General features: G+C 75.0%; 1 protein-coding gene and 1 riboswitch. The gene reads right to left on the bottom strand.

Going from position 1 to position 1256, the window contains the following annotated elements; genetic code table 11:
• Positions 1–782, bottom strand: a 782-nt coding sequence (locus ACTS11_RS04960; RefSeq protein ID WP_442639236.1) for a hypothetical protein, incomplete at its 3' end; no start/stop codon positions are given.
• Positions 783–970: 188 nt separating this feature from the next.
• Positions 971–1049, top strand: a riboswitch (SAM riboswitch).
• The last annotated feature ends 207 nt before the right edge of the window (positions 1050–1256 follow it).

Raw genomic sequence — 1256 nt, forward strand, 5'->3', positions numbered from 1 at the left:
GCGAAGAGGCCCGGGCGCATGTATCCCGACCAGTGGCAGACGCGCGTGGCGGGCGGCGCGATGCGGTGGCCGAGACGCGCCAGCGCCGCGCGCCCCTGCGCGGTGTCGATCGGCAGGTCCGTCCAGCGCGCGAGCTCCGGCAGGCCTGCCGAAAGCGGACGGTCGGTCAGGCGCGGGGGCGGCGCCGCGAGCCGGAAGAGGAGGTCGAAGGGCGCGTTTTCGCCGCTCGTGACGTTCAGGACCTCGTAGCGTGCGGCGCCCGGCGCGGCCAGCGCCGCCCGCGCGGCATCCCGGTATTCCGCCCCCGACATCAGGATCATGCGCCGCACCGCGCCCTCGGGCGCGCGGGCCAGCGCCGAGAGCGCGACGCGCGCGCCGAGGGAGTGGGCCATCACCTGCACCGGGGCGTCGGGGCGGCGCGCGTGGATCGCGGCCATTGTCCGGGCGAGGCAGAGGCCCGCCTCCCGCGCGCGGGCCGCGACGCGGGGCAGGGGCCCCGTCGCCCGCCAGCCGAAGCCGATGCCGAGGCCCGCGTCCGGCCGGTCGAGGTGCAGGTGGCGCGGCCAGCTCACCGCCTTCCAGCAATCCGCGCTTGGCCGGAACGACAGGATGTGCCCGTGCGGGTCCGTGCCCGGCTCCTCGGGCGAGAAGCGGAAGCCGTGGACGAGGATGGTGACGGGCCGCCCCTCGGGCAGGGCGGCCAGCGCGGCGGCGAGCCCGCCCTCGCCGTGGGCGACATGCCCGATCTCCGTCCCGGCTGCGTTCACGCTGAGAAGTGCCATGGGTCCGCCCGCGCCCCGACCACGATCTGGTGGCCGGATAGCGGTGGTCCGCAACATCTCGGTTACGCCCCCGCGACACTTCCATGACGTGCCCCGCGCGCCACGCGGGCGCGCCCGCTGAGCCCCGCGCGCCACGCAGGCGCGCCCGCTGAATCGCCTTGACCGCGTTCGGAGGCTTGCGTAACGCAGGCGCGCGACGTGGCGATTTGTGAACCGGATTGCGGGCCACGCTAAACAAACCGCTAAAGAGGTCGAGGAGTGCGCCGCGACGCCCGCCCCCGGCCATCGAGAATGGGGCCCGGGCGGCGACATCCCCCGACACCCGGCCCTGACGCCGAAGGAGGACAGGGGCATGAAGGACGCGACCGACCCGAAACCGACGACGTGGAAGCCGCGCACGCGCGCGGTCCATTCCGGCATCCGCCGCAGCCAGTACGGCGAGGTGAGCGAGGCGATCTTCCTCACCCAGGGCTT

Origin of the sequence: Roseicyclus sp., from assembly GCF_052168335.1 — a bacterium.
In the GTDB taxonomy this organism is placed as follows: domain Bacteria; phylum Pseudomonadota; class Alphaproteobacteria; order Rhodobacterales; family Rhodobacteraceae; genus Roseibacterium.